The sequence below is a fragment of the Sphingomonas desiccabilis genome (genome assembly GCF_004135605.1).
Taxonomy (GTDB): Bacteria; Pseudomonadota; Alphaproteobacteria; order Sphingomonadales; family Sphingomonadaceae; genus Sphingomonas; species Sphingomonas desiccabilis.
In genome coordinates this window covers 584,894-608,688 of the sequence record NZ_SDPT01000001.1, presented here as the reverse complement: position 1 = coordinate 608,688, position 23,795 = coordinate 584,894, and the positions used below count along the sequence as shown (strand labels likewise).

The 23,795-nt window shown below is 68.5% G+C and carries 25 protein-coding genes and 2 tRNA genes; 7 read left to right on the top strand and 20 right to left on the bottom strand.

The genetic code is table 11. The annotated features are described in order from the left end of the window. Positions 1-4 precede the first annotated feature (4 nt). The 5 genes from queC to EO081_RS02825 form a co-directional block, all read right to left on the bottom strand. A complete protein-coding gene (queC, locus tag EO081_RS02845; RefSeq protein WP_129340416.1) occupies positions 5-691 on the bottom strand; it encodes a 7-cyano-7-deazaguanine synthase QueC in 687 nt (228 codons plus the stop codon). Between the two features lie 138 nt (positions 692-829). Continuing rightward, the gene (locus EO081_RS02840; protein WP_129340415.1) at positions 830-1,375 is read right to left on the bottom strand and encodes a DUF4142 domain-containing protein; all 546 of its coding nucleotides are present in this window, start codon (positions 1,373-1,375) and stop codon (positions 830-832) included. Between the two features lie 96 nt (positions 1,376-1,471). After that, a tRNA-Met gene (locus EO081_RS02835) sits at positions 1,472-1,548 on the bottom strand. A 54-nt stretch (positions 1,549-1,602) separates the two neighbouring features. Continuing rightward, the gene (locus tag EO081_RS02830; protein WP_165284461.1) at positions 1,603-2,142 is read right to left on the bottom strand and encodes a 2'-5' RNA ligase family protein; all 540 of its coding nucleotides are present in this window, start codon (positions 2,140-2,142) and stop codon (positions 1,603-1,605) included. Beyond that, positions 2,139-4,037 carry a potassium transporter Kup gene (locus EO081_RS02825; RefSeq protein WP_375781648.1) on the bottom strand — a complete coding sequence of 633 codons (1,899 nt, stop codon included), beginning with the start codon at positions 4,035-4,037 and terminating at the stop codon, positions 2,139-2,141. The genes EO081_RS02830 and EO081_RS02825 overlap by 4 nt, the downstream gene beginning before the upstream one ends. Before the next feature lie 200 nt (positions 4,038-4,237). Here EO081_RS02825 and ald point away from each other — a divergent pair, with 200 nt between their 5' ends. The 3 genes from ald to EO081_RS02810 all read left to right on the top strand — a co-directional run bounded on the left by ald (position 4,238) and on the right by EO081_RS02810 (position 6,611). Further along, positions 4,238-5,350 (top strand): alanine dehydrogenase, encoded by a 1,113-nt coding sequence (gene ald / locus EO081_RS02820; protein WP_129340413.1) that lies wholly within the window; start codon positions 4,238-4,240, stop codon positions 5,348-5,350. Positions 5,351-5,386: 36 nt separating this feature from the next. Then, on the top strand, positions 5,387-5,608 hold the full coding sequence (locus EO081_RS02815) for a DUF3072 domain-containing protein (protein WP_129340412.1): 222 nt from the start codon (positions 5,387-5,389) through the stop codon (positions 5,606-5,608). Between the two features lie 106 nt (positions 5,609-5,714). Next, entirely contained in the window at positions 5,715-6,611 is an 897-nt protein-coding gene (locus tag EO081_RS02810) for an alpha/beta fold hydrolase (RefSeq protein ID WP_129340411.1), read from the top strand. On the opposite strand, the gene EO081_RS02805 is transcribed toward EO081_RS02810, so the two are convergent. After that, positions 6,596-7,942 carry a glycoside hydrolase family 27 protein gene (locus EO081_RS02805; RefSeq protein WP_129340410.1) on the bottom strand — a complete coding sequence of 449 codons (1,347 nt, stop codon included), beginning with the start codon at positions 7,940-7,942 and terminating at the stop codon, positions 6,596-6,598. The two genes, EO081_RS02810 and EO081_RS02805, sit on opposite strands and share 16 nt — an antisense overlap. Positions 7,943-8,179: 237 nt before the next feature. On the opposite strand from EO081_RS02805, the gene EO081_RS02800 reads away from it, so the two are divergent. Then, positions 8,180-9,145 carry a DMT family transporter gene (locus EO081_RS02800; protein WP_129340409.1) on the top strand — a complete coding sequence of 322 codons (966 nt, stop codon included), beginning with the start codon at positions 8,180-8,182 and terminating at the stop codon, positions 9,143-9,145. A gap of 47 nt (positions 9,146-9,192) precedes the next feature. Here the strand turns inward: EO081_RS02800 and EO081_RS02795 are convergent, their stop codons facing one another. Beyond that, the gene (locus EO081_RS02795; protein WP_129340408.1) at positions 9,193-9,930 is read right to left on the bottom strand and encodes an SDR family oxidoreductase; all 738 of its coding nucleotides are present in this window, start codon (positions 9,928-9,930) and stop codon (positions 9,193-9,195) included. A gap of 160 nt (positions 9,931-10,090) precedes the next feature. Here EO081_RS02795 and EO081_RS02790 point away from each other — a divergent pair, with 160 nt between their 5' ends. Then, positions 10,091-10,987 (top strand): AraC family transcriptional regulator, encoded by an 897-nt coding sequence (locus EO081_RS02790; RefSeq protein WP_129340407.1) that lies wholly within the window; start codon positions 10,091-10,093, stop codon positions 10,985-10,987. A gap of 3 nt (positions 10,988-10,990) precedes the next feature. Here the strand turns inward: EO081_RS02790 and EO081_RS02785 are convergent, their stop codons facing one another. The 9 genes from EO081_RS02785 to EO081_RS02750 all read right to left on the bottom strand — a co-directional run bounded on the left by EO081_RS02785 (position 10,991) and on the right by EO081_RS02750 (position 17,206). After that, positions 10,991-11,653: a tetratricopeptide repeat protein gene (locus tag EO081_RS02785; protein WP_129340406.1), complete on the bottom strand. Its 663-nt coding sequence runs from the start codon at positions 11,651-11,653 to the stop codon at positions 10,991-10,993. Next, complete coding sequence (locus EO081_RS02780; protein WP_129340405.1) at positions 11,653-12,066, bottom strand: cytochrome c-type biogenesis protein; 414 nt, start codon at positions 12,064-12,066, stop codon at positions 11,653-11,655. The genes EO081_RS02785 and EO081_RS02780 overlap by 1 nt, the downstream gene beginning before the upstream one ends. Further along, a complete protein-coding gene (locus EO081_RS02775; RefSeq protein ID WP_129340404.1) occupies positions 12,063-12,587 on the bottom strand; it encodes a redoxin family protein in 525 nt (174 codons plus the stop codon). Before EO081_RS02775 ends, EO081_RS02780 begins: the two co-directional genes overlap by 4 nt. Further along, on the bottom strand, positions 12,584-14,539 hold the full coding sequence (locus tag EO081_RS02770; protein WP_129340403.1) for a heme lyase CcmF/NrfE family subunit: 1,956 nt from the start codon (positions 14,537-14,539) through the stop codon (positions 12,584-12,586). The genes EO081_RS02775 and EO081_RS02770 overlap by 4 nt, the downstream gene beginning before the upstream one ends. Continuing rightward, positions 14,536-14,970, bottom strand: coding sequence for a cytochrome c maturation protein CcmE (gene ccmE / locus EO081_RS02765; protein ID WP_129340402.1), 435 nt, complete (start codon positions 14,968-14,970; stop codon positions 14,536-14,538). The genes EO081_RS02770 and ccmE overlap by 4 nt, the downstream gene beginning before the upstream one ends. Beyond that, positions 14,967-15,095, bottom strand: a complete 129-nt coding sequence (locus EO081_RS17165; protein WP_260153560.1) for a hypothetical protein — start codon at positions 15,093-15,095, stop codon at positions 14,967-14,969. Before EO081_RS17165 ends, ccmE begins: the two co-directional genes overlap by 4 nt. Then, positions 15,092-15,817 (bottom strand): heme ABC transporter permease CcmC, encoded by a 726-nt coding sequence (gene ccmC, locus EO081_RS02760; RefSeq protein WP_129340401.1) that lies wholly within the window; start codon positions 15,815-15,817, stop codon positions 15,092-15,094. The genes EO081_RS17165 and ccmC overlap by 4 nt, the downstream gene beginning before the upstream one ends. A 234-nt stretch (positions 15,818-16,051) precedes the next feature. Continuing rightward, complete coding sequence (locus tag EO081_RS02755) at positions 16,052-17,098, bottom strand: Glu/Leu/Phe/Val family dehydrogenase (RefSeq protein WP_129340400.1); 1,047 nt, start codon at positions 17,096-17,098, stop codon at positions 16,052-16,054. Between the two features lie 31 nt (positions 17,099-17,129). Beyond that, positions 17,130-17,206: transfer RNA gene (locus tag EO081_RS02750), tRNA-His, on the bottom strand. Between the two features lie 137 nt (positions 17,207-17,343). Between EO081_RS02750 and EO081_RS02745 the strand changes: the two genes are divergently transcribed. Then, positions 17,344-18,009, top strand: a complete 666-nt coding sequence (locus EO081_RS02745) for a prolyl hydroxylase family protein (protein ID WP_129340399.1) — start codon at positions 17,344-17,346, stop codon at positions 18,007-18,009. A gap of 28 nt (positions 18,010-18,037) precedes the next feature. On the opposite strand, the gene EO081_RS16740 is transcribed toward EO081_RS02745, so the two are convergent. The 4 genes from EO081_RS16740 to EO081_RS02735 form a co-directional block, all read right to left on the bottom strand. Then, positions 18,038-18,208: a hypothetical protein gene (locus EO081_RS16740; RefSeq protein ID WP_165284459.1), complete on the bottom strand. Its 171-nt coding sequence runs from the start codon at positions 18,206-18,208 to the stop codon at positions 18,038-18,040. Next, positions 18,198-18,365 carry a hypothetical protein gene (locus tag EO081_RS16735; protein WP_165284457.1) on the bottom strand — a complete coding sequence of 56 codons (168 nt, stop codon included), beginning with the start codon at positions 18,363-18,365 and terminating at the stop codon, positions 18,198-18,200. The genes EO081_RS16740 and EO081_RS16735 overlap by 11 nt, the downstream gene beginning before the upstream one ends. Before the next feature lie 218 nt (positions 18,366-18,583). After that, positions 18,584-21,262, bottom strand: coding sequence for a TonB-dependent receptor domain-containing protein (locus EO081_RS02740; protein ID WP_129340398.1), 2,679 nt, complete (start codon positions 21,260-21,262; stop codon positions 18,584-18,586). 70 nt (positions 21,263-21,332) lie between these two features. Continuing rightward, positions 21,333-22,913: a hypothetical protein gene (locus EO081_RS02735; protein ID WP_183947808.1), complete on the bottom strand. Its 1,581-nt coding sequence runs from the start codon at positions 22,911-22,913 to the stop codon at positions 21,333-21,335. A 222-nt stretch (positions 22,914-23,135) separates the two neighbouring features. Here EO081_RS02735 and EO081_RS02730 point away from each other — a divergent pair, with 222 nt between their 5' ends. After that, positions 23,136-23,678, top strand: a complete 543-nt coding sequence (locus EO081_RS02730; protein ID WP_129340397.1) for a c-type cytochrome — start codon at positions 23,136-23,138, stop codon at positions 23,676-23,678. Positions 23,679-23,795 lie beyond the last annotated feature (117 nt).

Genomic DNA, 23,795 nt, shown 5'->3' with positions numbered 1-23,795 from the left:
CCTGTCAGGCCGCGGCGGTGGCGTAGCGGGTCGGATCCGGCACGCCTGCCTCCTCGAAGCCCTTGGAGCGCAGCCGGCAGCTGTCGCACAGGCCGCAGTGAAGGTCGCCCTGCGGATCATAGCAGGACCAGCTGATGCCCAGGTCTAGCCCAAGCCGGGTGCCCTCGCGCACGATATCGGCCTTGGTCATGTGCTGGAGCGGCGCGTGGATCTTGAACCCCTCGCCTTCCACGCCGGCCTTCGTCGCCAGCGCTGCCAGGTGTTCGAAGCCGGCGATGAACTCGGGACGGCAGTCCGGATAGCCCGAATAGTCGAGCGCGTTCACGCCGATGAACAGGTCGCGCGCGCCCGCCGCCTCGGCCCAGCCGAGCGAGAGGCTCAGGAAGATCGTGTTGCGCGCCGGCACATAGGTGATCGGGATCCCGGGCGCCACGCCGTCCTTGGGGACGGCGATATCGGCCGTCAGCGCCGAACCGCCGAACGCGGACAGGTCCAGGGACAAGGTGACGTGCCGTTCGGCACCGAGCGCCGCGGCCACTCGGCCGGCCGCGGCGAGTTCGATCTGGTGGCGCTGATTATAGTCCACCGAAAGCGCGAGGAGACGATATCCCGCCTCGCGTGCGAGCGCGGCGGAAACCATGGAGTCGAGGCCGCCCGAGACGAGGGCGACGGCAAGAGGCTGATCGGTCATGATGCCGCATCCGCTAGGCCCAGATGCGCCGCACCGCAACCGTGCGACGCGCAACCCATTGTTCTGCCCGGCGGACCTGTCCAAAAAAGAGGGCCCCCGGTCCGGCGAGCCCTCCTTCGGATCACCCTCGTGAACGGCTCACATGCCGCCCGGTGCGCTCTGCAGATGCGCCAGGTGCTTCTCGATGATCGGCACGGCCGAGTCCGCCACCTGCTTCAGCGCCGGGTCCTGCCCGTCGGTCGAGTAGCCCTTGTGCAGCGACCAGGCCGCGCGGTGCGCCTCGGCCTGCTGCTGCATGTAGAGCGCGTCGAAGCTGTCGGCATCCGCAGCCTTCAGGGCGGCGATCTTCGCGGCATTCGGCTCCGAGAGGGCGCTCGGCGGGCGCTTGATCTTGGGTTCCGTATTCGGGAGTGCCGCCATCAGCGCCTTGGTGGTCGTGGTATGATCCGCGATCATCTCGCGCGCGAACGCCTTGGTCGCATCGCTCTTGGACTTCGAGAGAGCGATCCGGCTGGACTGGATCTCGTATTTGTCGCTGTCGGCCGCCCAGGCGGCATAGTTTTCCGACGGGGTTCCGCTCATTGGCGCGGCGCCGACCTGCTCGGGCGTCATCGTCTGCGCGATGCCGGCTGCGGGCATGGCCCCCAGCGCAAGTGCACTCATCGTGATCAGCAGCTTCCGCATGTTCGTCTCCCAATTTGGTGAGCGCGAAACGGATGGTGCGGTACAGTGTTCCGGCGGACCGAAGCGATCCGCGCGCACCTGCTTCTGAATGGGAAATGGTAGCGGAGGAGGGACTTGAACCCCCGACACGCGGATTATGATTCCGCTGCTCTAACCAACTGAGCTACTCCGCCCCATGGGCACTCGCCGTGGCGAGGGCGCGCCTATACGAAGGCGTTTCGCGTCGGTCAAGCGAACATGTGACGGGAAATCGGCTCCCAGGGCCCGCCGCGATACCACCAGCTCGCCAGCCCGGCGATCGCGAGCGGACGCGGACGCGGACGAAAATCGGCCTCCAACGCGTGCAGCAGCGCACGCGCCTCTGCCGGTTCGACCTTGTTCTGGATGGTGACGTGCGGTCGCCAGCCGGCTCGATCCTGCGGCGTCAGCAGCATCGCAAACGCGTCTGCCAGGCGCGCGCGAATCTCCTCCAGCTCCGGCGATTCGATCCGCAGCGCGACGCCGCGGCCGAGGTTGCGCAGCCCCGCGATCCTGGCGCGCGGCGCCGCGATGCCGCGGGTCTCCGCGGCGAGGCGCTGCCGCAGCTCGGGCGCCAGGTGCGGCGGCAGATGGTGGAACAGCGTCAGATGCGCGGGGAGCTGGTTGCGCTCCGGCGGGAAGTGGCGGCGGCGGAGCCCGTCCAGCGCCGCATGATCCGCCGCCCCGAACAACGCCGAGACGATGATCGGCGCGCCCGGCACGGAGGCTGGGGGCGCGGCGCCGGTCAAATCTCGACCTGGCTGCCGAGCTCCACCACGCGATTGGTGGGCAGGCGGAAGAACTCCATCGCGCTTTCGGCGTTGCGCAGCATCCAGGCGAACAGCTTCTCGCGCCAGATCATCATGCCGGGCCGGGACGACGGCAGCAGCGTCTGGCGGGCAAGGAAGAAGCTGGTCTCCATCATCCGGAAGTCACCACCCGCGACCTTCACCTGCCGAAGCGCGGCAGGCACGTCCGCATCCTGCATGAAGCCGTAGCGCAGGATCAGCCGGTGGAAGCCCTGCCCCAGGTCGTCGGCCTTCACGCGGTTCTCCTCGGCCACGAACGGCTCGTCGGTGATCTTCACCGTCAGCAGCACGACGCGCTCGTGCAGGACCTTGTTGTGCTTCAGGTTGTGGAGCAGCGCATGGGGCACGCCATCGGGCGTGGAGGTCATGAACACCGCCGTCCCCGGAACCCGGCTTGCGGAGTTCGCAGCCGACTGGATGAACACCTTGATCGGCATCGCCGCCTCGCGCAGCCGCTCGATCATCAGCTTGCGCCCCTTGGCCCAGGTGGTGAGGAGCACGAAGACGATGATGCCGATCATCAGCGGGAACCAGCCGCCGTCGGGCACCTTCGTCAGGTTGGCCGCGAAATAGGCGCCGTCGACTAGGAAGAAGACGGCCAGCAGCGGCAGCGCGTAGTAGACCGGCCAGCGCCACAGCGCGAACAGCAGCACCGCCAGCAGGCAGGTGTCGATCAGCATCGCCCCCGTCACCGCGATGCCATAGGCGGCGGTCAGGTTGGACGAGGTGCGGAAGGTGAGCACCAGCAGGATCACCATCACCATCAGCGCCCAGTTGATGAGCGGGATGTAGATCTGCCCCGCGGTGGCGGCGCTGGTATGGTCGATGCGCAGCCGCGGGATGAAACCCAGCTGGATCGCCTGCTGTGTCACGGAGAAGGCGCCGGAGATCACCGCCTGGCTGGCGATGATCGCCGCGGCCGTGGCCAGGAACACCATCGGCAGCTGAAAGCCTTCGGGCGCGAGCATGTAGAAGGGGCTCTCCAGCGCCGCGGCGCCTTCGCGCATCAGCAGCGCGCCCTGCCCCATGTAATTGGCCATCAACGCCGGCAGCACGACCCACAGCCACGAGAACGCGATCGGCTTGCGTCCGAAATGGCCCATGTCGGCGTACAGCGCCTCAGCGCCGGTCACCGCCAGCACCACCGAGCCCAGTGCAAGAAATGCCGCCAGCGGATCATGGACAAAGAAGCTGATCGCATAGGTCGGCAGGAACGCGTGCAGGATGGTCGGCGTCTGGACGATGCTGACGACGCCGAGCGCCGCGATGACCGTGAAGTAGCACAGCATGATCGGGCCGAAGAAGGCGCCGACGCGCGACGTGCCGCCCCGCTGGATCGAAAACAGGCCCACCAGGATCAGCACCGCGATCGGCAGGACGAGGCCGCCGAAGGCGGGCGCTGCAATCGCGACGCCCTCGACCGCCGAAAGGACGGAGACCGCCGGCGTGATCATGCTGTCGCCATAGAAGAGCGCGGTCGCGAACACCCCCAGCAGCACGATGCCGCTGGTCCAGCGCTTACCCTGAGTGCGACCGGAGACGAGCGCGAGCAGCGCCAGGCTGCCGCCCTCCCCCTTGTTGTCCGCACGCATGATGATCGACACATATTTCAGCGTCACCACGATCATCATCGACCAGAACATCAGGCTGATGACGCCCATGATGTGCAGCGGGTCGAGCGCCAGCTTGTGGTGGCCGTCGAACGTCTCACGAAACGCGTAGAGCGGGCTGGTGCCGATGTCGCCGAAGACGATGCCGACGGCACCTAGCATCAGCTTCCACGTTGCCTGCTCGCGTGAATGGGCGTGCCCGTCCTCGACGCGGTCCGATGGCAGCAGGGCAGCCCCTGTCGGGGCAGAAACCGGGGGATTCACGGGCGCGGCAATCGCAGGATCGCGTGAAACATGACCATCGCCTGAACGCTACTCGTTTCGCCGTGAAAGCGCCGGCCGTTAGCACGCGCAACATGCGGTCGCAACGGGACAAGCCCGGCCACCCGTTCTATAGCGGGTCATCTACCTTTTCGGAGAGGTTTATGCGCGTCGGTGTTCCCAAGGAAATCAAGAACCACGAATATCGCGTCGGACTGACCCCGCCCTCGGTGGCGGAGCTCACGGCGGCTGGTCATGAGGTCATCGTTGAGACGTCCGCAGGTGCCGGAATCGACTTCACCGACTCGGACTATGTCGAGGCGGGTGCGCGGATCGTGGCGGATGCGGCGACCGTGTTCGCCGAAAGCGACATGATCGTGAAGGTGAAGGAGCCGCAGCCGTCGGAGATCGCGTTGCTGGAGCCGCGACACACGCTGTTCACCTACCTCCATCTGGCCGCGGACAAGCCGCAGGCCGAGGGGCTGATGCGTTCGGGCGCCACCTGCATCGCCTATGAGACGGTGACGTCGAACAACGGCTCGTTGCCGTTGCTGAAGCCGATGTCGGAGGTCGCCGGCCGCATGTCGATCCAGGTCGGCGCCCACTATCTGGAGAAGGAACAGGGCGGTCGCGGCGTGCTGCTGGGCGGCGTCCCGGGGGTCGCACCTGCACGAGTCGCGATCCTGGGCGGCGGAGTCGCCGGCATCAACGCGGCGCAGATGGCGGTCGGCCAGCGTGCGGACGTCACCATCTACGACATCAGCAACGAGCGCCTGGCGGAACTCGACCTCCATTTCGGCAGCCAGATCAAGACCGCCTATGCCTCGCGCGCGGCGATCGCGTCCGCGGTGGCGCGCGCCCACCTGGTCATCGGCGCCGTTCTGGTCCCGGGTGCCGCCGCCCCGAAGCTCGTCACTCGGGAGATGCTGCGCACGATGAAGCGCGGAAGCGTGCTGGTCGACATCGCGATCGACCAGGGCGGCTGCTTCGAGACCTCCCGCGCGACCACCCACGACGATCCGGTGTTCATCGAGGAGGACGTCATCCACTACTGCGTCGCCAACATGCCGGGGGCGGTCGCCCGCACCTCCGCCTTCGCGCTCAACAACGCGACCCTGCCGTTCGTGATGCGCCTGGCGAAGCTCGGCGCCGAAGCCGCCATGCGGGCCGACCGGCACCTGGCAGCAGGACTGAACGTGTCGGGCGGCAAGATCCGGCATGCCGCGGTGGCCGAGGCACTGGCGCTTCCGATGGAAGCATGGTCCGGAACGGAGTAAGAACAAAGGCGTTTGTCCCGGGGAAGGAGATGTCCCGTGGCAAATGACCAGAACCCCAAGAGCGAGCCTTTTTCCAACGCCGAAAAGGACCCGGACGACTGGACCACTGGTGACGAGCCGATGACCGGTGCCCAGGCATCCTACCTCAAGACGCTGAGTGAGGAGGCCGGCGAAGGATACGACCAAGGCCTCTCCAAGGCAGAGGCTTCCAAGCGCATCGATGCGCTGCAGGAAAAGACCGGCCGCGGAGCGAATTAGGCACGGCGCCGTCACCTTCGGGTGGCGGCGTTTCCCCTCGCCAAGGGTTAGAGACAGGTTGTTCGCGCCAGCGTAGATTGCAGCGTCCAACCGGGAGCCCTGCGCGATGCACGACCTGCTTGCCGCCCTTCTTGCGTCGCTGACGCTGATGGTACCCGCAGGCCCAGCCCCGCAAGTGGACGGCCGCTTTGCCATCGGAAACCTCGCGATCCGGCTCCATTGCCGGGGTGTCGGCGAGCCCACGGTGGTCGTGGACGCCGGGATGGGTACCGCACCCGTCGAAGACGCAGGCTGGCAACGGATCGCGGAACGGATCGCACCCGTCGCACGGATCTGCCTCTATGATCGCGCCGGCTTGGGCAGCAGCGACCGAGCGCCGGAGCGGATCCGGACAAGCCTGGATGCGGCGAACGATCTGCACGCCGTTTTGCAGGAAGCGGGTGTGCGGGGTCCGTTTCTGCTGATCGGCCATTCGATCGGCGGTCTCCACGCGCAGGTGTTCGCGAGCCGCTTTCCCAACGACACGGCCGGGCTGGTCCTCGTCTCCTCCACCCATCCGGACCAGATGACGAGCTGGCTTTCGATGCTGCCCGCTGCCGCACCCGGGGAGGAGAAGCCGCTGACCGACACGCGCGACTTTCTCTCCGGCATGATCGAGGAGCCGAACCGCAACGAGGAACGGCTCGACTGGCGTACGAGCGCGGCACAGGCGCGTCTGCTGAAGACGCTGGGCGAGAAGCCGGTGATCGTGGCGACGCACAGCCCGCGCTTCCGCATGGTGCCTGGGCTTTCGGAGCCGCTCGCCATCCGCCTGGAAGAGGCCAGCCAGCGCATGCAGAAGCAGTTCCTCGCGCTTTCCTCCAACGCCCACCAGAACATCGCCGCGACCGCCGGCCACGGCCTGCCGCACGAAGCGCCGCAGTTCGTGGTGGACAACATCCTGCAGGGCGTTGCGGCGGTGCGCGCGCAGAGCCCGGCCGGGCGGGCTCAACCGACCCGGTAGAGCCCGGCACCGTGCGAGGGGATACGGCGGATGAGCCGATCCTTCGCGGGTGGCAGTGCCTTGCCTTCCCACAGATCGCGCACGCGTTGGGTGCCGCTCAACCCGATTTCGCGGAGCGGGAGGGTGATGTCCCGCGCCTGCTTGCCGGTGTTGAACAGCGCGACATAGCGGCCGCCGCCGTCCGCAGGGCGCGCGGACCAGATCCGCACGCCATCGGCCAGGAAGTGCGGCCGGTTGTCCGTGCTCGCCTGGTTCACCGCCAGCACCTCGCGGTTCGTCAGCAAGGCCAGCGTCGGACCGTCGAGGTGCCTGAGGTCCCCGCCCATGATCAGCGGCGAGCGCGCGATCGACCAGAGCGTCATCAGCGTGCGCTGCTCGTCCGGCGTGAACTTGGTGTTCCGCTCGCCGAGCGCGAGCCGCCCCAGCGGCAGCATGTCGGCGTCGGGCCACCCGCCGGGCTGCCGCCACGCATTCCAATTCTCCAGCCGGGTGAACTGCGCCTCCAGCAGCGGCCACTCGTCCCAGAAGTCATCGCTGATCCGCCACATCTGCGCGAAGCGACGGACGTGCTCGCCGCGCGTCACCGGGGTCTCCCCCGGAGAAAGGCTCAGGAGCATCGGCCGGCCGCTCGCCGCGATCGCCTTGTGCGCGGCTTCGATCTCCAGCGCATGGGCGTCATAGGGGCGGCTCATGTCGTCCATCTTGACGAAGTCCACGCCCCAGGACGCGAACAGGCGGAACACGCTGTCGTAATAGGCCTGTGCGCCCGGCCGCCGCATGTCGACGCCGTACATGTCGGGGTTCCAGGAGCAGGTACTGCCCGTGTCCGCGATGTCGGCGGCACGGACCTTGGTGCCCATCACCGGAAGATTGCGCTCGACCGCCAGGCGCGGGATGCCGCGCATCAGGTGGACGCCGAACTTCAGGCCCAGGGCGTGCACCTCCGCCGCAAGGGGCGCGAAGCCACGCCCGTTCGCGCTGGAGGGGAACCGGTTCGGTGCCGGCAGCAGCCGGCCGTTGCCATCCATCGCCGGCACCGGCTTCGCATTATAGGTGTAGCTCGCGGCGTCGGGTTCGTACCACTGGATGTCGACGGTGAAGACATCATAGCCGAACGGCAGCAACTTGTCGGCCATGATGCGAGCCGTCTCTCGCGCCTGCGCCTCGGTGATGGTCGTGGCGAAGCTGTTCCAGCTGTTCCATCCCATCGGCGGCGTCGGCGCGAGCATCGATGCCGGCGCGGCCCGTGCGGCGCGGGAGCGCCCCGGCAAGGCGGAGGCCGCCGTTCCGACCATGCCCGCCGCCAACAATCCCCTCCGGCCGATCCGCATCGTCTCCCTCTCCTTTTTTTGGTCTGACCAGCTCTCGCTAGCAGCGCCCCGGCGCAAGGGCCATGCCGGCATCAGGGATCCTGATCTCCGCCCCGAATGTCACCCGGTCCTGGGCGATCCGGCGGTGGGCAGTCGCGGGTACCATTGGCGAGCCTTTGTCGCATCGAAGGCCGAGAGTAAGCGCAACGTCTCGCAGAGGCGGTGCTATCGGCCATGGGACTCGCGACGAGGAGAACAATGATCAGCACCCCGGCCGGCGCTCCCGGCACCAGCAGGACGTTTCTCGGGATCGCCTGTGGCATGGGAGCCGGAGCGCTCTGGGGCCTGGTGTTTCTTGCTCCCGATCTCGTGAGGGCCTTCACCCCACTTCAACTCGCGATCGGACGGTATCTCGCCTTCGGGCTGATCTCGGCGGGGCTGATCGGTTCCCGCTGGCGTACACTGATCGCGGCGGTGCCGGCGCGCGGCTGGCTCTCGCTTGCCTGGCTCTCGCTGGCTGGCAACACGCTCTATTACGTCCTGCTGTCGACTGCGGTGCAGACGGGCGGCATCGCCATGACGTCCCTCGTGCTCGGCTTCCTGCCGGTTCCCGTGACGATCATCGGCAGCCGCGATTCCGGCGCGGTCCCGCTGCGAAAGCTCTTGCCGTCCCTCCTGCTGTGCGTGGCAGGTGCCGTCTGCATCGGCTGGCAGGCGATCGCGGCACCGGCCGCAGGCGCGGTCACGGGGCTCCTGTTCGCCGTCGGGGCGCTGACGTCCTGGACGGCCTACGCCATCGGCAACACCCGCTCGCTCGGCCGGTTCGCTCACATCTCCTCCCAGGACTGGAACCTGCTGACCGGCGTGGTCACGGGGCTCCAGGCAGCGGCCCTGATCCCGGTGACGCTGCTGCTCGAGCCGCTGAGCCACGCGCCCCAGGCGTGGCTCGAATATGCCGGCGTCTCGATCGCGGTCGCGCTTCTCGCGTCGATCGGCGGCAACCTGCTCTGGAACCGGATGAGCCGGCTGCTGCCGCTCACGCTGGTCGGACAGATGATCCTGTTCGAGACCCTGTTCGGCCTGCTCTACGCCTTCGCCTGGGAACGGCGCCTGCCGACCCCCCTCGAAGCGGCCGCGTTCGTGCTGGTGGTCGCCAGCGTGCTCACCTGCATCGCCGCCCACCGACGGCGCGCCGGCCTTGCGATCTCGGCCGCAGCCGCATGAGGGCGCCGCCGCACGCCCCTGCCCTGGGCGAGCGGCGGCGGGGCGGTCTAGATGGCGTCGCTGGCGGTCGGCCGAACGACGATTTCGCTGACGTCGACATCGCCCGGCTGGCTGACCGCGAAAAGGATCGCACGGGCGATCGCGTCCGCCTTCAGGATCGACGCACGGAAGACTTCCATCGCCTTTGCCGTCTCCAGGTGGGTGATGGCGTCCGCAAGCTCGGATTCGACCGCGCCGGGCGAGATGATCGTGGCGCGGATGTTGTCATGCTCGCGCCGGATCCCGTCGGTGATCGCCCACACCGCGAACTTGGTCGCACAATAGACGGCGCCGGTCGGCACCACATAGTGCGCGGCGAGCGAGGCGACGTTCACGAACTGGCCCGAGCCCTGCTCGACGAAACATGGCAGCGCGGCAGCAACGCCGTTCAGGACGCCGCGGATGTTGACGTCGATCATCCGGTCCCACTCGTCGGTCTTGAGCGCCGCGAGCGGCGACAGCGGCATGATGCCCGCATTGTTCACCAGCACGTCGACGCGGCCATAGCGCTCGGCCGCGGCACCCACGAAGCTGGCGAAGCTGCCAGCATCGGTCACGTCGAGCCGCTGCCATGCAACCGTGCCCCCGGCCGCTTCGAGCTCGGCGGCGAGCCGCTCCAGGCGATCGGTCCGGCGGGCACCCAGCATCAGGCGGGCGCCGGCACCGGCCAGCAGGCGCGCGGTAGCCTCGCCGATGCCGCTGCTGGCGCCGGTGATCAGGATGGTCTTCTCGTTCAGGTCGGACATGGTGTTTCCTCCATCCGCCAGCGACCGCCGCTGGCCCGCAGCCTTTTTGCCCCGTCGGGCGCGAGGAGAGGTAGACGCGAAGTCCGTGATGCTTGCACGATCCTCCATCCGGGCGTTCGGCGGCTTGCGCAGGGAGCTCCCGCGTGGAAGCAAGGAGGCCATGAACCGCATCACCGATCTTGCCGCGCTGATCGGGCGCCACGCTCCGGAAGATGGCTTCCAGGATACCGCGCTTCCCTCGGTCACGCTTATACGATCCGCCGCGGTGACCACGCCGACGCCCACCGTCTATGCGCCGTCGCTGTGCATGGTCGCGCAAGGTGCCAAGGAAGCCCAGCTGGGCCGGAGCCGGTTCTGCTATGATCCCGGCAGCTTCCTGCTCGCGGGGGTCGACCTGCCGGTGGTGGGCGCCGTCACCCAGGCGAGTGCGGACGCGCCCTATCTCTGCCTCGTCCTGCACCTGGATGCCGCGCGGGTCGCCGAAATGGTGGCCGAGCACCCGATCGCGGATCGCCAAGAGGACCGCCCGATCCCGGGGCTCATCCTGGGCGAAACCACCGCCGAGATGATCGACGCCGCCTGCCGGCTGCTGGCGTTGCTTGATGCCCCGGAAGACCGGGACGCCCTCGCCCCGCTGCTGGAGCGCGAGCTGCTCTGGCGCCTGTTGCGCAGCCCCGCGGGGCAACTGCTGCAGCAAATGGCGGGCGGGCCGCAGAGCGACAAGCTCAACCGTGCCCTTCAGTGGCTGCGGCACCATTATGCCGAACCGGTCTCGATCGACACGCTGGCCGAGGTGGCGGGCATGAGCCCCTCCGCCCTCCACCAGCATTTCCGCACCGTGACCGGGCTCAGCCCGCTGCGCTATCGCACCCAGCTTCGCGTCCAGGAGGCCCGGCGGCTGATGATCGCGCGGGGTCTCGACGCCGCCACCGCCGGATTCCAGGTGGGATACGGTAGCCCCTCCCAGTTCAGCCGGGAATATGCCCGCACCATGGGACTACCCCCCAGCCGCGATGTCGAGCGGCTGCGGGCGTCCACAGACCATCTGGTTGCCTGAGGCCTATTCCCGCTGGGGCTGCGCGATCCCGGCGGCACGCTCGCGCGCCTGCAACGCCAGGAGCTGGTCGACCAGCACCAGCCGCACGGCAATGTCCTCCCGGTAGGAGACGTCCTTCGGCGTCAGCGCCAGCGCCCGCATCCACAGCGCGCGGGTGCGGGCGAAGTCGTTGGCCCGCGCCTGGGCCAGGCCATAGAAGAAGGCGGGCCCGGGATGCTCGGGCGCCAGCCGCATCCCCTGCTCGAAGGCGAGCTTGGCGGCGGGGGACAGCGTGCCGCCGTCCTTCTCCACCAGCATCATGCCCAGCCAGGTCCACAAGGCCGCACTCTGGGGCGCCTTTTGCACGCCGCCCAGCATCACCTGCGCGGCCGGCGCCACCGCACCCGAGGACAGCAACGCGTCCGAGGCGATGAAATAGCTCTCCTCGAAGTTGAAGCGGCCGAACATCGCCTGCCGCAAGTCCATCAGGCTCGGATCGATCGTGCGGCGTTCGCGCTGCCCTTCGGCCGAGACGCCGGGGAGGCCCGGCCGGCCCTGCACCGAATAGCCGATCGCGCCCAGCATCATCGCGGCACCGACCAGCGACCAGAGCGCGGGCGCGACCCGCAGCCGCCACAGCAGCACCCCCGACGCGAGCGCCAGCAGGCCCAGCATCCCCCAGCCCATCACGCCCTCCTGCGCCGGCGGATACTGCGCCGCGCGAGCAGGATGCCCGCCGCCAGCAGCACCAGCGGGGCGATCCACAGCGGCAGCGTCGCGGCATCGAGCGGCGGATCGTAGCTCACATAGCTGCCATAGCGTTCGATCAGCCAGGCGCGCACCGCTTCGGGCTTCTCGCCCTGCGCGATCCGCTCGCGCACGAGCGCGCGCATGTCGCCCGCCATTTCGGCATCGCTGTCGGCGATCGACTGCCCCTGGCAGACCAGGCAGCGCAGCGTGTTCATCAGCGCCTTTGCCTCGGCCTCCTGGGCGGGGTCCGGCAGCTGCGTATAGGCGAGCGGCGCCGGCGGCAGGCCCGACTGGGCGAGCGCGGGGGCGCCAAGCAGCAGCGCCAGCGCGGCCAGCGTCGTGCGGCTCATCGCGCCGCCTCCAGCGTGCGGAGCAGTTCGGGGACGTCGCTGTCGCGAATGTCGCCGATGTGCTGCGCGCGGATGATCCCCTTGCCGTCGATCACGAAGGTCTCCGGCACGCCGGACGAGCCGAGCGCGAGCTGTACCTGGCTCGTCGGATCGTCCCCGATCGCGGCATAGGGGTCGCCGTTCTCCGCCAGGAAGCGCTCCACGTCGGCCGATCGGTCGCGGATCGCCACCGCGCGAATGTCCGCACCCGCTTCCTGCAGCCGCAGCAGCTTGGGCGCCTCTGCCAGGCACGGCACGCACCAGCTGGCAAACACGTTGAGCAGCTTCGGCTTGCCGTCGCGGAAGGCGGCATCCGAAAGGCCGGGCTTGCCCGGCACGGACGCGGCAAGGGTGAATGCGGGCAAGGGCTTGCCCACCAGCCGCGAGCGCACGGTGGTATCGGTGGGGCGCAGGTTGAGCGCGACCACAATTACCAGCACGACGAATGCGGCCAGCGGCACCCAGAACAGCCACCGCTTCATGCCAGCACCTCCGCATCCCTCGCGCGGCGGCCCGGGCGCCGCTCGCGCCAGAGCCGTCCGACCAGCGACAGCAGGCCGCCGATCGCGATCAGCGCGCCGCCCAGCCAGATCAGCGTCACCAGCGGCTTCCACCACAGGCGCAGCTGGCGGCGGCCGCCCTCGCTCGCCTGGCCGAGCACGACATAGAGCTGGCCGTCGAGCGCGCTGGTGATCGCCGCCTCGCTCGTCTCGGTCGGCGGCGCCGCAAAATAGCGCTGCTGGGGCGCAATCCAGGATCGCTGGCTGCCGCGCTCGACGCGCATCCGCCCCTCGATGGCGGTCCAGTTGGGACCGATCACCGGGCGGACGCCTTCCAGCGTCACGCGATACGGGCCTACCTGCTGGGTCTCCCCCACCCCGGCGGCGACCAGCACCTCGCGGGTGAAGGCGCTTTCGCTTGCCATGCCGGCGAGGCTGACGGCTACGCCGAGATGCGAGATCACCATGCCCCAGGTGAACAGCGGCGTGCGGCGCAGATTGCGACCCCACAGCGGCGCCACGCTTGCGACCGCAAGACCGGCCGACAGCGCCAGGCCGAGCAGCGAGAGCACGCCGGTCCCCGGCGCGAGCAGCAGCACCGCCACCAGCGCCACTGCGGTAACCACCGCCGGTACCAGCATCCGCCGCCCAAGCGCCCGTGCATCGTCGCGGCGCCAGCGCAGCAGCGGCCCGGCGGCGAGCGCCACGACCAGCAGCAGCGCGATCGGCCCCACCGTCTTGTTGAAGAAGGGCGGACCGACCGAGAGCTGCACGTCCAGCGCCTGCGCGACCAGCGGATAGAGCGTGCCGATCAGCACGATGCCGAGGATCACCGACAGCAGCAGGTTGTTGAGCACCAGCCCCGCCTCCCGGCTGATCGGCTCGAAAGTCGCGCCCTGCCGCACGGTGCCGATGCGCAGCCCGAACAGCGTCAGCGCGCCACCGATGTAGAGCACCAGCAGCGCCAGGATGAAGCTGCCGCGGCTCGGATCGACGGCAAAGGCATGGACGCTGGTGAGGATGCCGGAGCGAACCAGGAAGGTGCCGACCATCGACATGGAGAAGGCGACCACCGCCAGCATCACCGTCCAGGCACGCAGGCCGTCACGGGTGGCGAGCACGGTTACCGAATGGAGCAGCGCGGTGGCGGCGAGCCACGGCATCAGCGAGGCATTCTCCACCGGGTCCCAGAACCACCAGCCGCCCCAGCCGAGCTCATAATAGGCCCAGTAGCTGCCGGCGGTGATCCCGAGCGTCAGGAAGATCCAGGCGCCGAGCACCCAAGGCCGCATCGCGCGGGCGAACTGCGGGCCCACGTCTCGCGTCACCAGGGCACCGATCGCAAAGGAGAACGCCACCGACAGGCCGACATAGCCGAAGTAGAGCGTCGGCGGATGGAACGCCAAGCCGGGATCCTGCAGCAGCGGGTTGAGCCCCATGCCTTCCGCCGGCGCGGGATCGAGCCGCGCGAAGGGATTGGACGCGATCAGCAGGAAGGCGAAGAAGCCGAGCGCGATCGCCGCCTGCCCACCCAGCGTCGCGACCAGCGTGCGCGGATCGAGCCGCTTCTCCAGCAGCGCGATCGCAGCACCCGCGAGCCCGAGAACCGTGACCCACAGCAGCATCGAGCCCTCATGGTTTCCCCAGGCGGCCGCTACCTTGTAGAGCATCGGCTTGGCCGAATGGCTGTTCTGCGCGACCAGCAGCACCGACAGGTCGGTGCGGACGAACACCAGCACCAGCGCGCCAAGGGCGAAGGCGGTCAGCAGCCCCTGCACCACCGCGACCGGCCGAACGGCGCCGATCAGTTCGGCGCCCCCCGCTCCTGCCGTTTCCGTACGGGTCATGCGCAGCCCCAGCGCGGCTGCCACCAGCTGCAACAGCGCGAGCGCGGCGGCCAGCCACAGCGCCGCGAGCCCGGCTTCGGCGATCATGGCTCCAGCGTCTCGCTCTTGTGCATCTTGCCCGCGACTTCGGGCGGCATGTAGCGCTCGTCGTGCTTGGCCAGCAGATTGTCCGCGACGAAGCTGCCGTCGGGGCGGAAGCGACCCTCGGCGACCACGCCGGAGTTCTCCTTGAACAGGTCGGGCGCGATGCCGCTGAACCGAACCGGCACCTGCGCCGCGCCGTCGGTCACAGTGAAGGCGATGGTCACCCCGTCCGGCTGGCGCTGGATGGATCCCGGCGCAACCATGCCGCCCAGCCGCACGGCTCGGTCGACGGGAGGCGCGGCCTTCGCGACGTCCGAAGGCGCATAGAAGAAGGCGGCTTCCCCCTGGAGAGCGGAGAGCGCGAGCCCACTCGCACCGAGGACGGCGGCGACGGCAAGCCCCACCAGGGTCAGGCGTTGATGCTTGGGCTTCACTTTTTCCTCTGGCGCTCGGCCTGGCCTTCGGCGCGTCGCATGGCGATCCAGGCGGCCGCGGCCATTGCCGCGGTGCCGCCAAGGGTGAGCGCATAGGCGCCGATCACGAAGGGCCACGGGTTCATGCGGCGGCCATCCGGCGCATCCGCGCCTCCACCTTGATGCGCGCGAGATCGGCGCGCATTCGCATCAGCACGATCGCGACGAACAGCAGCGAGAAGCCGGCAAGCGTGAAGCCCAGCGGCCACAGGATGCTGTTGTCGACGCTCGACTTGGTGAGCGTGATGCTGGGCCCCTGGTGCAGGGTGCGCCACCAGATCACCGAATAGCGGATGATCGGCAGCAGCGCGGTGCCGGCGATGCCGAACAGCGCCGGGATGCGCCCGTCGCCGTCGCGCTCGGCATCGGCGCGCGACAGCGCCAGATAGGCGAGATAGACGAAGAACAGCAGCAGCATCGACGTCAGCCGTCCGTCCCACTGCCACCAGGTGCCCCAGGTCGGGCGACCCCAGATCGAACCGGTGGCGAGGCACAGCCCCGCGAACACCGCGCCCGGCAGCGCCACCGCGCGCGCGGCGATCGCCGCCAGCGGATGCCGCCAGACGAGATAGACGATGCTGGAGACGGCGATGCCGGTCCAGCCGCCCATCCCCAGCCAGGCGGTGGGGACGTGGATGTAGAGGATGCGGACCGTCTCGCCCTGCAGATAGTCGGGCGGCGTCTGGGTCAGCCCCGCCCAGCTTCCGAACAGCAGCAACGCCGCGCCGAGCGCCAGCAGTACCGGCGTCAGCGGACGGGCGATCGACAGGAAGCGCGTCGGATTGGCAAAGGCGTGGAGGGTCGGCACGATCAGCCACAAGGGTTAAGCGAAATTGCCCGGGGCGTCACCCCGGCGTGCGCTTATTCGGCGAGCCGCCGCCCGGCAACATTGCGCCCGATCAAATTACGTGATGCCGGAGCTTTGGGAGCACTCCCTCCCAGCATCGTCCTGCTGACGGAAGTCAGCATCCAGACACGCACCGCAAGAGGCTCGCGCGGCGCGGCGATGAATCCTGACTTTCGTCGGGAGGACGGGTGCCGCTCAGCGCCCGATGCGGCGCTGGGCGATGCGGTCGGCGACGTCGGCGTGCGAGTCGCCGGTGCGGTCCGCTTCGTCCCACACCTCGACCAGCCGCTCGGGGATCTGCGCCAGGCGCGCATCGACTTCGGCGCGGTCGCCCTGCCCGAGATACTCGAGCGCGACGTTGATGATCCCGCCGGCGTTGATGACATAGTCGGGGGCATAGAGGATGCCGCGGCCGTGCAGCCGCGCACCGTCGCCGGGCGCCGCGAGCTGGTTGTTGGCACCGCCCGCCACCGCCTTGCAGCGCAGCGCGTCGATGGTCGCCGCATCGAGGATCGCGCCCAGCGCGTTCGGGCTGACGATGTCGACCTCGCTGGTCAGCACCGCGTCGGGCGCCGCCACGGTCGCGCCATGCGCTTCGGCGAAGCGCTGCGCGCGGGCTGCATCCACATCGGCAACCGTCAGCACGGCGCCATCGGCGGCGAGCATCTCGGCCAGGCGGCCACCGACGCTGCCCAGGCCCTGGACCGCGACGCGAACGCCCTTCATGTCGCTGGCGCCCAGCGCACGGCGGGCTGCGGCACGAACGCCCAGGTACACGCCCTTGGCCGTATAGGGGCCCGGATCGCCCCCGACGTTCTCGCCCTCGGCCGGAAGGCCGGACACGTAGCGCGTCGCAGTGGCGATCGCGATCATGTCGGCTTCGGAAATGCCGACGTCCTCGGCCGTGATGTAACGCCCGCCCAGCGACTCGACCGCGCGGCCGAATGCCTGGAGCATTTCCGGCGTCTTGGTGCGTGCCGCATCGGCCAGCACCACGCCCTTGCCGCCGCCCAGCGGCAGGCCGGCCATCGCGTTCTTGTAGCTCATGCCGCGCGACAGGCGCAGCGCGTCCGTGATCGCGGCAGCACTGTCGGCATAATGCCAGAAGCGCACGCCGCCCGCGGCAGGACCCAGCTTCGTCGAGTGGACCGCGACCACCGCCTGAAGGCCGGTCTCCCGATCCGAGAACAGATGCACGCCTTCGTGATCGTCGAAATCGGGGAAGCCCCAGTCGGTCTGCACTGGCTGAATATCCGCGTGTCAGGGAAAGGAGTGGGGCGACCGACGGGACTTGAACCCGCAACTTCCGGCATCACAAGCCGGCGCTCTGACCAATTGAACTACGGTCGCCGCGAAGCCGGCCGCTTAGACGCGGTCGGTGAACTTCGTCAAGCGCGTGTCGCACATCCGGCGCAAAGATTGTCCGTCCGCCCCGCGATGCGGCCCCGGCTGGAAACGCCGCCCGGAGTTTGGCAGGAGACACCCTCATGCAGACGCTGGCCTCCCCATCCCTCGGTTCCGGCTTCCCGGCGGAGCCGATCATCGCGCACATCCTCTCGCAGCCGGGGGTGCAGCGGGTGCCAAGCCCGAAGCTCACGCTGTTCATGGTCCGCGACTTCCTGCCGCCGGAACTCTGCGCGGCGATGATCGGCCGGATCGACGCCCAGCGCCGGCCCTCCACCATCTCCGACTCCAACGGCGATGCGGCCTTTCGCACCAGCGAGACCTGCGATCTCGACCGGTTCGATCCCGAGGTGGCGGAAGTGGAGGCGCGGATCCACCGCTTCTGCGGCATCGACCCGGCACATGGGGAGCCGCTGCAGGGCCAGCGCTATGCCGTGGGCCAGGAGTTCAAGGCCCATACCGACTATTTCGAGCCGACGGGCGTCGACTTTCAGCGATACTGCGGGGTGGCGGGAAACCGTACGTGGACGGTCATGCTGTACCTCAACGAGCCGGAGGCAGGCGGCGCGACGCGGTTCAAGGCGATCGACAAGATCGTTCAGCCCGAGATCGGCAAGCTGCTCGCGTGGAACAACAAGCGGCCGGACGGAACGTGCAACCCGTCCACGATCCACCACGGCATGAAGGTGCGGGCGGGTACGAAGTACGTGCTCACGAAATGGTTTCGGGAGCGTCCCTGGGGCTGGTGAGCCGGCTCCTGGCCGGAATCGGCCGTCGTCAGTTCCGGAAGATCGGCGACAGCACGCCGCGCGCCCGCAACGCGCCCGCGCCGCTGCGCCGCCGGAGCTGGTCGGCATGCTGGGCGATCGCCTGAGCCTGCGCCAGCGAAGGGGTGCCGAGCGCCTGGCGCTCCAGCTCTTCCGGGCTCGGCGGCTGCTTAGCGGCCATGGCTGGCCGGAAGCTCGCGATTGTAGACCCGGTCGAGATAATAGCCGGCGAGCAGATAATGTGCCTTCACCGCCGCTGGATCCGCCGCGCTCTGCGCCCGCTCCAGCTCGGTCTCGGCGCGCTTGTAATAATACTGGAGATCGTCTTCCCTCTGCATCGTACTCTCCATTGGCGGTGCCGGAATTACACCGACGCGAGTATGATCCTCCTCAGCTCACGCGACACTCACCTGAGTTATATACTGCGAAAGTCCGCAGGAGCCCCCTCTTCTATGCACGCGATCGGTGGAGATTCCATGACAGCGACTGGAGCGGTGCTTTCGGCCGATTTTGCTAGTTCGTTAGCGCTATTTCCGCCGCCTCCTGCCCCTCCCGATCAGAAGGTGATGCTCGCGCCCAGGGAGAAGATGCGGCCGAGGCGATAGCTGTTGATGTCGACCCGCTGGCCTTCGGAGAAGGTCTGCGACTCGCGATAGCGGGTGCCGGTCAGGTTGCGGGCCTCCGCCTTCAACTCGATGGTCTTGCCGGCGACGACGATCCCCTGACGGCCGACAAGATCCAGGCGGATGCCGGGCCGCTCCACCAGGTCCGGGAGGCGCACGCCGCCGCCACCGCCCACGGGACCGCGGTTGGTGACGCGATCGCTTGCGTAGTTGAACAGCACCGTCAGCTGGGACAGCCGCTCGGTATCCTCGATGCCGAACTGCAGGTTCACCAGATGGTCGGACTGGCCCACCAGCGGCGCACCGTCCTGGAACAACACGTTGGCGGGGCGGAGCACCGGCTCGGTACCCGACTGGAGCGGGCTTGCGATCAAGCTGTCGTCGGCTTTGATCTTGGAGTCGGTGTAGGTGTAGTTGGCGATCAGCACGAGGCGGCGGGTCGCAAAGAAGTCGCCACCCAATCCGGCGAGCGGCACGTATTTCTGGAACTCGACTTCGCCGCCGAACAGCCGTGCGGACGGCGCGTTGGCAAAGCCCGTCTGCAGCGTATCCGTGCCTGCGGGGAAGAACGCCACGGCCTCGATCGGATCGTCGATCTTCTTGTAGAAGCCCGCCAGCGAAAGCCGCTGGTCGCGCGCGAAATACCATTCAAAGCGGACTTCGCCGTTGTACAGCTGTGAGTCCTTCAGGAACGCGTTGCCGAAGAACAGGCGGTCGCTCTCGAAATCCTGGTAGAGCTGGGGCGCCAGCTCGCGGAACTGCGGCCGCGCCAGCGTCTTGGAGGCATGGAGGCGCAGCTGCATGTCCTCCGCGAAGTTCCAGGTGATCGTAGCGGCCGGCAGCCAGTAATCGTTCGCAAGCCGCGTGCCGGCGGCACCGCCCGACGGCAGCACCTCTTCCACCGCATCCTCGTAGCGGACGCCCAGCGTGCCACGCAGGCCGTCGAGGACTTCCGCTTCGGCCTGTGCGTAGCCGGCATGGACTCGCAGGCTCGCGCTATAAGCGGCCGCGCCCTGCCCGGTGGAGGTATTGCGCAGATAGATGCCGTTGGTCAGCACCGTGTAGTCGGACAGCAGATAGTCGGGACGCAGCTGCGAGATCACCGGGTCGAGCGCGCCGTTGTTCGCCGCCGAATATTGGAAGGTGTAGCGGGTCGAGTCCCGATCGGTGTCGTTGTACGCATAGCCCGCCGACAGCACGATCTCCCGTGCGGCGGGGATCTTCCAGCTGACGTTCGCCTGGCCGGACCAAAGGTCCTCGTCCAGCTCGCTGAAGGCCACGCTGGCCGACTGGAGACCCGACAGGTTGTTGGTGTAGCGCTCCAGCCCCTCATTGTACTGGTAGGTGAAGGCGCGCTCGTACGGCGCGTTACGCTGGGTGTTGGCATAGGCACCGCGCAGGTCGAGCGAAACGTCGCCGAGCTTGAACTCGCCAACGGCCTGGCTGTCGATCAGCTGCCGCTCGAACCAGTTGGTGTTCTGGGTGATGAACGGGTCCACCCCGTTCGGCAGCGTCCCGATGTTCGCGGTCGAGCCGCGCGACAGTCGCGCCTGCTTCAGCGTGTCGTGGACATAGAGGTTGGTGAAACGGATGCGGTTCTCGCCGAACTCCGCGCCCAAGCCCAGCAACCCGTTCAGGATCGCGCGGTTGTCGGTGAGCACCGTGTGGAAATCGCGCAGCAGGATCGCGTCCGGGCTGTCGGTGACCTGCTGGGTCGCATCACGGGTGCGCCAGGTGTTGCTGAACCCGGCCGCCGCGATCAGGCCGATGCGCGTGCCGCCAAGGTCCTTGGCCGTGCCGAAGCTCAGCTCGCCTGAATAGTTCGCCGGAAGCTGCGCATTCTCCTGAAGCAGCGTCGTCGGCGCATTCGACATCTGGGTGAGTTGCGCCGGCGTCAGCGACGTGCCGTCCGCACCTGCGCCGTTGACGAAGCCCGGCACATCGCGCTCGCCGCTGTCGAAGCCGGTCCAGTCGTATCGACCGCCGTCATAGACATAGCCGAGTTCGCTGGTCGTGACCGTGTCGGCGCTGATCGACCCGCCGATCTGGAGGAACGTCTCCTGGGGCACGGCGCGCGTGGTCAGGTTCACCACACCACCGCCGAACTCACCCGGATAGTTCACCGAGTAGCTCTTCTGCACCAGCGCCGAGGCGATGACGTTGGTGGGGAAGATGTCCAGCGGCACCACGCGCCGCAGCGGCTCGGGGCTGGGCAGAGGGGAGCCGTTCAGCAGCGACGAAGAATAGCGATCGCCGAGGCCACGGACATAGACGAAGCCGTTTCCGACCACCGAGAGGCCGGTCACCCGCTGCAGGGCGCCGGCGATGTCGCCTTCACCGGTACGTGCGATGTCCGCGGTGGAGAGCACGTTCACCACCTGCGGCGTCGCACGGACGGCATCGGGGATGTTGCGGCCGACCACCACGATCTCTCCGCCCATGTCTCCACCGGGCGTGGAGACGTCGACGTCCGGCTCGGCAACCGCGCCGGCGTCGGGCGCCACGGTCGTGCCGGCCGGCGGGGTCGCAGGCGTGGCGGTGGTCTGTGCCTGACCCGGCAGCGCCCAGGCTGTCGAGGCGAGCAGAGTGGTCAGGAACACGGTCTTCTTCATGGCTGCTGCCCCGGCGGTCTGATCGGGAAATTGCGGGGCGGGAGACGCGAACGTCCCCCGCCCATCGGTCTCAGTTGGGAAGCGCGGTGCAGCTGGCGCTGGTCGCGAAGGCCGCCCGGTTCGAGCTGCAGGTCCAGCCGCGGTACCAGGTGTCGTTCGCGCCGTTCACCGCGCCGACGTAGCTGGTCTTCACCAGGAAGCTGGTGCCCGCCGGGTTGAGGGTGGAAGCGTCGAACGGCGTCGCCGAAAGCGCGGCGCCCGCCGGGAAGTAGGTGTTGGACAGCAGGCCCGACCCATTCTCCAGGTTGTTCGTGCCGGCCGCGAACACCGCGCGCTGTTCTGCGCTGGTGACGGTGATGTTGTTGACCGTGGTCTCCGCGAACGGACTCGCACAGCCGAACAGCACCGAGTCGAACCGCGGCGGGCCCTGATCTTCGAGCGCCGGATTCGCCGGGCGGATCGTGGTCTTGCCGCCCGCATCGGCACCCGCGACGATGTTGAGGCAGGCGACCGGGCTCACCACGATGCCGTTGACGAAGCGCGCATCGGCGCCGCCGCGGATGCGGATCGCCGCGTTGGTCGCGCTTGAGGTGTGCACGAAGGTGAAGTTGGCGAGGTTGTAGCGCTGGCGCGGCAGCACGTCCTCGTTGCCGTTCGAGTCGATCTCGGTCGCGTAGTTGTCGCTCTGCGTGTTGTTCGGCTTCTGGATCGCGAGCAGGAACTGGACGAAGCCCTGCCAACCCACATCGGTATCCAGGCTGTCGTCGTCTGCGCCGGTCATCACCAGGTAGCGCAGGTTGGTGCGGCCGCCGAAGATCTCGATGCCGTCATCCGAGCTGTTGTGAACCTGGACGTGGTCGATGGTGGTGCCCGAACCGGTGCCGCCCAGCGTCAGGCCCTGCAGCTCGTTGTTCGGGCTGATGATGGTGCCCGAATAGCGGATCTGCACGTAGCGGATGGTGCCGCTGTTGTCGGTCGCGCTCGCGCCGCCGTAGAGCGCGGTGCTGGTGCCTTCGACGACGTTCTCGCATTGCGCCGAACCCGGCGCGACAGTCGCGTTGCAGTTCGAGATGGGCGCGCGACCGGCAAGAATGATGCCGCCCCACAGGCCCTGCGTCTCGTCGGTCACTTCGCCGGTAAGGTTCTGCTGCGCGGTGAAGATGATCGGCTGGGTCTCGGTACCCTCGGCGACGAGGCGCGAGCCGCGGTTGACCACCAGGAAGTCGTTATCGCCCTCCGCCCTGGCATAGACGATCGCGCCGGGCGCGATGGTCAGCGTCGCGCTGACGCCGCCCGGGGCATTGCCCGCACCGCCGATGTCAACACCCACGTCCACGCGGCCGTTCATCTCGTAGGCGACGCCGGCGAGCTTCGGCAGCGACAGCGCCGAGGTGATCTGCGACGGCAGGCGGCAGCTGCGGTAGTTGCCGATGACGCCGACGTTGCTGGTGCCGGTCGGGCAATCCGCGGCTGGCGTGCCGGGCGTCGGGGTCGGCGTCGGGTTCGGAGTCGGCGTCGGGGTCGGCGTTCCGGGAACGACGACCGTCCCTTCGCCGGGCGATGCCACACTCGAGGAACCGTCGCAGCCGGCCAGCGCCACCGCGGCGCAGCTCGTCAGCAGGATCAGGCTCATGCGCTTCAGGTCGGCCATGAAATCTCCGTTCCGGGATGACCCGGGCTTGCAGGACAGGCGCGACGGATCGGAGAGACGTTCCCCCCGTCGGCCTCGGCGGCCCTGCTATGCAGCGGAGGTGACACGTTGATGCGATTTCGAGGTCAGCGCGATGACACGGACGTTACAGAAGCGTGACAAGCGCGCCCGGCGAGCCGTGGCCGCTCGCCAGGGCCGCCGACGCGCCCTATGTCTCCGGGCATGAACGGCTCCTTCGGCACACAAGACCTGCGCGGATTGCTCCTCCGCGGCCTCGGGCGCCTGGCCGCCGCTGGCCGCACTCCGCTCCGGTGGTCCGCTTTCGCCGCGCTCCCGGTGCTGGTCGCCTGTGACGACTCGTCCAGCGATCCTCGCCGCGCGGAGGAGCGCTCCCGCGCGCCGCTCGCCCAGCGCCTGGCGCAGGCGGACGTCGCGCAGGGGAAGCGGCTGTTCCGGCAATGCGCGGCGTGCCACACCATTGCTGCCGGTGGCGGCGATCGGAACGGACCGAACCTCCATGGAGTCGTGGGGCGCCCGGTAGCGACCGGTAGCCGCCGGTTCGGCTACACCGCCGCGCTGGAGGCGGCCGGTGGGACCTGGACGCCGGAACGGCTCGACGCCTGGCTTCAGAACCCGCAGCGGTTCGCACCCGGCACTTCGATGATCTACGCCGGCATGCCGAACGGCGTCGATCGCGCCGATGTGATCGCCTTCCTGCGGCAGCAGGGCCCGCCCGCCGGAGGCGCTACCCCGCCGGTGGAGTAGCCAGCAATCACCGGGTCCGGGCCGCGCCACGCGCGCTCCGAGGTCCTGGCCTCCCCATTCGTCGTCGCTCCTGCCGGGGTTCGTCTGCCGTTCCGGGCCGGCGGTCGGTCGTTCTCG

What these genes read in the sequence shown, in the direction of transcription:
- queC (WP_129340416.1), bottom strand. Translation starts at nt 691, where the DNA reads ATGACCGATCAGCCTCTTGCCGTCGCCCTCGTCTCGGGCGGCCTCGAC.
- EO081_RS02840 (WP_129340415.1), bottom strand. Translation starts at nt 1,375, where the DNA reads ATGCGGAAGCTGCTGATCACGATGAGTGCACTTGCGCTGGGGGCCATG.
- ald (WP_129340413.1), top strand. Translation starts at nt 4,238, where the DNA reads ATGCGCGTCGGTGTTCCCAAGGAAATCAAGAACCACGAATATCGCGTC.
- EO081_RS02810 (WP_129340411.1), top strand. Translation starts at nt 5,715, where the DNA reads ATGCACGACCTGCTTGCCGCCCTTCTTGCGTCGCTGACGCTGATGGTA.
- EO081_RS02805 (WP_129340410.1), bottom strand. Translation starts at nt 7,942, where the DNA reads ATGCGGATCGGCCGGAGGGGATTGTTGGCGGCGGGCATGGTCGGAACG.
- EO081_RS02800 (WP_129340409.1), top strand. Translation starts at nt 8,180, where the DNA reads ATGATCAGCACCCCGGCCGGCGCTCCCGGCACCAGCAGGACGTTTCTC.
- EO081_RS02795 (WP_129340408.1), bottom strand. Translation starts at nt 9,930, where the DNA reads ATGTCCGACCTGAACGAGAAGACCATCCTGATCACCGGCGCCAGCAGC.
- EO081_RS02790 (WP_129340407.1), top strand. Translation starts at nt 10,091, where the DNA reads ATGAACCGCATCACCGATCTTGCCGCGCTGATCGGGCGCCACGCTCCG.
- EO081_RS02785 (WP_129340406.1), bottom strand. Translation starts at nt 11,653, where the DNA reads ATGGGCTGGGGGATGCTGGGCCTGCTGGCGCTCGCGTCGGGGGTGCTG.
- EO081_RS02780 (WP_129340405.1), bottom strand. Translation starts at nt 12,066, where the DNA reads ATGAGCCGCACGACGCTGGCCGCGCTGGCGCTGCTGCTTGGCGCCCCC.
- EO081_RS02775 (WP_129340404.1), bottom strand. Translation starts at nt 12,587, where the DNA reads ATGAAGCGGTGGCTGTTCTGGGTGCCGCTGGCCGCATTCGTCGTGCTG.
- EO081_RS02770 (WP_129340403.1), bottom strand. Translation starts at nt 14,539, where the DNA reads ATGATCGCCGAAGCCGGGCTCGCGGCGCTGTGGCTGGCCGCCGCGCTC.
- EO081_RS17165 (WP_260153560.1), bottom strand. Translation starts at nt 15,095, where the DNA reads ATGAACCCGTGGCCCTTCGTGATCGGCGCCTATGCGCTCACCCTTGGC.
- EO081_RS02745 (WP_129340399.1), top strand. Translation starts at nt 17,344, where the DNA reads ATGCAGACGCTGGCCTCCCCATCCCTCGGTTCCGGCTTCCCGGCGGAG.
- EO081_RS16740 (WP_165284459.1), bottom strand. Translation starts at nt 18,208, where the DNA reads ATGGCCGCTAAGCAGCCGCCGAGCCCGGAAGAGCTGGAGCGCCAGGCG.
- EO081_RS16735 (WP_165284457.1), bottom strand. Translation starts at nt 18,365, where the DNA reads ATGCAGAGGGAAGACGATCTCCAGTATTATTACAAGCGCGCCGAGACC.
- EO081_RS02740 (WP_129340398.1), bottom strand. Translation starts at nt 21,262, where the DNA reads ATGAAGAAGACCGTGTTCCTGACCACTCTGCTCGCCTCGACAGCCTGG.
- EO081_RS02735 (WP_183947808.1), bottom strand. Translation starts at nt 22,913, where the DNA reads ATGGCCGACCTGAAGCGCATGAGCCTGATCCTGCTGACGAGCTGCGCC.
- EO081_RS02730 (WP_129340397.1), top strand. Translation starts at nt 23,136, where the DNA reads ATGAACGGCTCCTTCGGCACACAAGACCTGCGCGGATTGCTCCTCCGC.